Source organism: Bifidobacterium sp. POST2/T3 (B1), assembly GCF_058197115.1.
This window is the reverse complement of sequence record NZ_JBVPQK010000197.1, coordinates 1-5075: the sequence shown is the minus strand read 5'-3', so window position 1 is coordinate 5075 and position 5075 is coordinate 1. Positions and strand designations below refer to the sequence as shown.

5 protein-coding genes are annotated in these 5075 nt (G+C 49.0%); all 5 read right to left on the bottom strand.

All coding sequences use genetic code 11. The features are described 5' to 3' along the window. Positions 1 to 188 precede the first annotated feature (188 nt). Positions 189 to 479, bottom strand: coding sequence for a glycoside hydrolase family protein (locus AC0AP0_RS08885; protein WP_445341873.1), 291 nt, complete (start codon positions 477 to 479; stop codon positions 189 to 191). Between the two features lie 59 nt (positions 480 to 538). Beyond that, positions 539 to 1996, bottom strand: coding sequence for an ABC transporter ATP-binding protein (locus tag AC0AP0_RS08880; protein WP_490430202.1), 1458 nt, complete (start codon positions 1994 to 1996; stop codon positions 539 to 541). 8 nt (positions 1997 to 2004) lie between these two features. Beyond that, the gene (locus AC0AP0_RS08875) at positions 2005 to 3450 is read right to left on the bottom strand and encodes an FtsX-like permease family protein (protein ID WP_045924218.1); all 1446 of its coding nucleotides are present in this window, start codon (positions 3448 to 3450) and stop codon (positions 2005 to 2007) included. Between the two features lie 47 nt (positions 3451 to 3497). Then, positions 3498 to 4196, bottom strand: a complete 699-nt coding sequence (locus tag AC0AP0_RS08870; protein WP_045924347.1) for an ABC transporter ATP-binding protein — start codon at positions 4194 to 4196, stop codon at positions 3498 to 3500. Positions 4197 to 4287: 91 nt separating this feature from the next. After that, entirely contained in the window at positions 4288 to 4815 is a 528-nt protein-coding gene (locus AC0AP0_RS08865) for a hypothetical protein (RefSeq protein ID WP_219997315.1), read from the bottom strand. Between the last annotated feature and the right edge of the window lie 260 nt (positions 4816 to 5075).

Below are 5075 nucleotides of genomic sequence, written 5' to 3'. Positions count from 1 at the left end.
CATCCGAAACCGTTACATGGTCTGATCGTCCACGGTCACTCATCGCTCACCCCTCTCTCCATGAATCAGAGGAACAACACAACACGTTGCTCGTATCGCTGTAACTGGTGCACAAGAAGTAACTATGATTACTCTTATGCATAGGGTTCTCATTGGTATCTTCGTCTTGCAGATTCAGAACGTTCATTTCACACCTCCTTCCATTCGCTAATTTGCTTGGCCATGAGCTGTTGCCCACAGAATTGATCTGGATTGACAATCGGTAGGAATTCCCACCCAGATCCAGTCATAGAGGTAAGTGCGGAAAGAACTCCTGCAGAACCTGTTGAATAGTCGGCAGATAGCCTCAACATGCTATCGCCGACAAAAACTGGTTGTTCATGGTAGGCCAGACTGTAATCCAGAAGATTTTTTAAATGCATGGTTTGAATTTCAGCATAATCTGAAATCCAAGTTTTCCCTACCGCTAAAGCAGACATAATGCCAGCTCGTCCGTTGTACAGTCCGCTGAAAGCATACGTGGGTGAAGCACATGCCTCTACAAGGGATTTAACTCTTGTTCGAGATTCCTAACTTTTGTATCAAGATTGACGAGCTTGAGCGCATTCCAACATGTCTCATCGCTTGCTTCGATGGTTCCCATCGTTAGATTATCTCGAATACTACCGGAGAATATAGGAGCATCTTGTTCAATATAGCTAACTACTTTCCTGATATCGTTGGCATTTAAATCAGTTGAGTCAACATTGTTGTATAGGATATGCCCCGAATCCGGCCTATAAAAAGCCTCCAATAGGGAAAGCAGCGTAGTTTTACCTGAACCCGACGAGCCCACGATGACGGTTCTTTGGTGTGGGACTGCGCTAAAACTAATGTTCTGCAGAGTGGTATTTCGTTCATCATCTTTGTCCGCTGTATTGTAAGAAAAGCATACATCTTTGAACTCCAGCGTAATGTTGGCTGTATCAAACGAGGAATGCCCATCTGGGGAAAGCATATTGCTCGAACTTACGGTTTCGCTTTTATCGCGCAAAGATTCAATGTCTTCTATTCTCCTGAGTGGTCCTAAAGCTTTGAAAGCCGTGGTTATAGATGAGGAAAAGGAGCTTAGCGAAGAAACAACCATAGTCAAATACATTGAAAAGGAGATGAAATTAGAAATATCAAGATCCCCTTTCGCTATTTCCGCGCCGCCAAAGGAAAAAACGATTAGTAAGGTCAGCTGTATGGCGCAGTTCACAATGGACCGAATGATTGTTTCCTTGTTGGCCACTTTTACTGTTGCCCGATACACTTCTTCTGCGGTACCGACTACTCTTTTCGTTTCAGGCACTGTTGCCATAAAGGCCTTAATTGTGCGAATTCCAGCTAATGATCGCAGTATGGCATTAGACAGTCTTGCTGTCTTAGCTTGTACCAGTTCGGTATAGGCCTGCAGACGAGAAGAAGCAGCAATCATCAACAGAATGGATGTGCACGAAGTTATAAGTGCCACGGCAAAGAGTCTGGTATCAATGAACAGCATAGCGACAGCTGATCCGCAAGCTGTTAACAGATTCGCGGCCACTTTAAAGAAGTCTGATGACAGGGCTGAGCGTAACTCATTAGTATCTGAGATGACAGTTGAGACATAGTCACCCGACTCCCTCTTATCATACTCTTGTACCGGCAGGCCGAGGATACAGGTAATGAGATTGCTACGTTTATCGAAAACTATTTTCGCCGCAAGGCGGTTTGCCATATTGGATCCCAAACCATCCAGGACGATGCCTGCTACAAACAAAAGCGCCAAGACTGCAATTGGTCTCACCAACTTCTGACTCTGTTCTATGGCGTGTAGAAGATAATTGACACACAGAGGTTGTAGTAACGCCAGACCTGAAGACACTATACCCACAGACATCACAACAACAGTGATAGCTGTGTGCGGTTTCAATAGTCTGAATACATTAAAAATTGTGGTTTTTTGACGTTGCTGAGTTTGCATAGTTGACATGATTTCCGCTATTCGCCTATGGCTGTTTGGACGGTTTCAATTGCCGATCGCTTCAAACTAGAACGTGCAGAGAAAAATGTGGAAAGTGTTCCCGCGGCGATAATGGGCACAGCAAGGATAATGAAGAACTTCCAGGGGAAGACCACTACAAAGAGATTCTTGGAAAGAGGGAGGAATGTCACAGCGGTGAAAACTCCGACGAGCAAGGTGGCCCCCGCAGAGATAAGGATACCGGTGGTCACGAGGATGAAACCATCCAAGGCCGATATGGCAAGTAGCTGTCCGGGCACAGCGCCCGCGATGGAGATAAGGGCCAGATCAAGGTTGCGTTCCTTGGCAGAGATGGCGAAACTGGCGACCGCACCGATTACAGCAATGAGCAAGGCCGACCACAGGCTGGACATAAGCTCTATCGGTGTGGCTGATCCCATGTCTTTCAACTGGGGAAAGCCACTTATGGCAGCAGTACTGGTTTGACCTGTGATTAACAATCCACCGAGCAGGAACAGGCAAGCAGTCAGTGAGATGATGGTGGAGCCGAATGCCTTCCCGCGACTTCTCACAATGGCTTGTGCCCGTGCGATCTTCCAGACATCGGATTGCACAGGAACCAGATTCGTCCATGTTTTGGTGGCCCATTGGATGATGGGTCCTCCAGAATAGGCCAGAGCGACCAGAAACAGCAGTATCGCGATGATCGGGCCTAATGACATGGGTTGCATGATGATGCCCAATTGGGTCTTACTCAGAGTTTTGGGGTCGTTCAACACCAGGATGACGGCAGCGACAGCCGGTGCCAGCAGGGCGATGAAACCACCGATAATAAGGAATCTCCTCAGACCGCGCCCAGCTCTCGTGACGTGGACTTCCTCAGTTCCTGAACCTCTCAGCAGCTCAACCGGAAGCACTTTCCTCAAAGCACGCAGAGTAAAGAGAGCACCCAACAAAGCCACAATGAAACCGACTGCAAGCCCCCTCAAAGCAAAGTCTAAGAAACCCTGCCAAGTAAAAGTGATAAGCGGCGGTAACAGCACGGCCTCCAACTGGAACTTTAGAATCCGTGGGGCAAGAATTGGCGCCAGCGCCATACCAACGATGGAGGAGATCAGAGTCAGCACGAACACCTGCACCATGGTGAGGGTCAGCACCTGCCTAGGTGTGGCACCAAGCAGGGACAACAATGCAAGTCCCTTCCGCCGCTGCCTTATGGAAGCCTGAATCGTCACCATAATGACCAGGCAACCCAGGACCATTGCTATCTGGTAGACCGAGTCCACGTTAGTGCTGAGATGGTGAGATACCACACCCACTTCCCCCGGGGAATCATGTTTGAGATCATTGATTCCCTTGCATACACTCATGGCGCACAGAATCGTCTGCGTGACCACAAGCACAAGAAACACACCGGCCCAGATTCCTCTATTGGCTTTCAGATCATTCAACGCCCACTTCATGACTTACACCTTTCACGCCGCATCGCCATACAGAATCAGGGCAATAACTACGCTTGCTCTTCCACATTCCCTGATGCGACAAATCCGCCATCACTCATGGTGTATACGACGTCGCATTGCCGGGCCAGGCGGAGATCGTGTGTGACCACGACCACGCATTTACCGGGTCGATGGGAGAAGTCCCGCAACTGCGAGAAAACCAACTGTCCGGACTTCTGGTCAAGAGCACCTGTCGGCTCATCGGCGAACACAACATCGGGATCCGCGACCAAGGTGCGAATCAAGGATACCCGCTGCTGCTCACCACCTGAGAGCGAACTAGCTGCGTCATTGTCGTGCCCGCTCAAGTGGAACTTATCCATGAGGGCATCGATGCTTCCTTGATCGACCTTGCGATGGCTGAGAGTCAAGGGGAGCAGGATATTGTCACGAACGGTCATGGACGGGACAAGATTGTAGGACTGAAACACAAACCCGATATGCGATCTGCGAAACAAAGCCAAGTTACGCTGGTTCTTCTTAGTTAGTTCCTCACCCAGCACCCACACATTTCCTTGAGATGGCTGTTCAAGACCAGAAAGGCAATATAGCAAGGTGCTCTTACCACATCCAGAGGGCCCTGTAATTGCGGTCATGGCACCACCAGCAGCAACAAAAGAAAGATCATTGAACACCACAGTGGGAGTCCCGTCACCCGAGACGAAATTCTTACTTAGCTGTTCAGCTACTACCACACCATCACGCATAATATTAACCTTCATGGTACTGAGATCAGAGTATCGCCAGACCTCATGCGATTATAAAGCCCCACGACAACGAGTACTGAAATAAACGCTGTCATGGGGCGATATTCCTATTTACCAAATCAACCCATGTCGCCGTGTATTCAGCAATATCGTAAGGGATGCCCAGCTGCATCAAACCTGAGACGATAGCGGCATGAGTCCAGACGCCGGTGGCTTCCAGGAAGTCTGCAATCCGACCGGCCCACGGAGCAATCTTGGCAGGAAGCTTGGAACCTCCCCAGCGCAGAAGCTTAATGACAGCTTTCTTGGCGATCGTCGTAGCCCAATTCCTCGATTGGAAGCCATTACCGGCAGTGCCATCATGCATCGAGAATGCATACTCGGTCAGGATGCCAGCACCTTCATAATCACCGTTTTCCCATGCGGTATCCGCTATCTCCAGCACATCCCTCGGAGTCAGCGAATCGGTGACTTGACTCACGATAGATGTCGAAGCGGTATCCACAGGCTCTGCAGCCATCGCCTGACTGGGAACCATGGCGACTCCCATAGACAGCGCAAGTGGAACAGCAACGCTGGCGAGCAACCTACTTTTGATAGTGTTCAGAGCTTTCATCATAAGCCCCTTTTTGTTTGTTGAGTCAATTCATCCTTGATAACCAATAACGAAGTCAGCGGTGTCAGCCATGGCACCTCTGACAACCCAGCTAAAACTGGAATACTGCACTGATAGATAGGCCTAACTATCATTCTTGAGTTATTACATCAACGGTGACAGTAGCACCACCGTTACACCATTATAGGGCTATAGGAACTAAACGCGTTGTTTATGTTGGGGGTTTGGCCTTGTGGCTGTAAGCGTGTTGGGTGGTTGTTAAT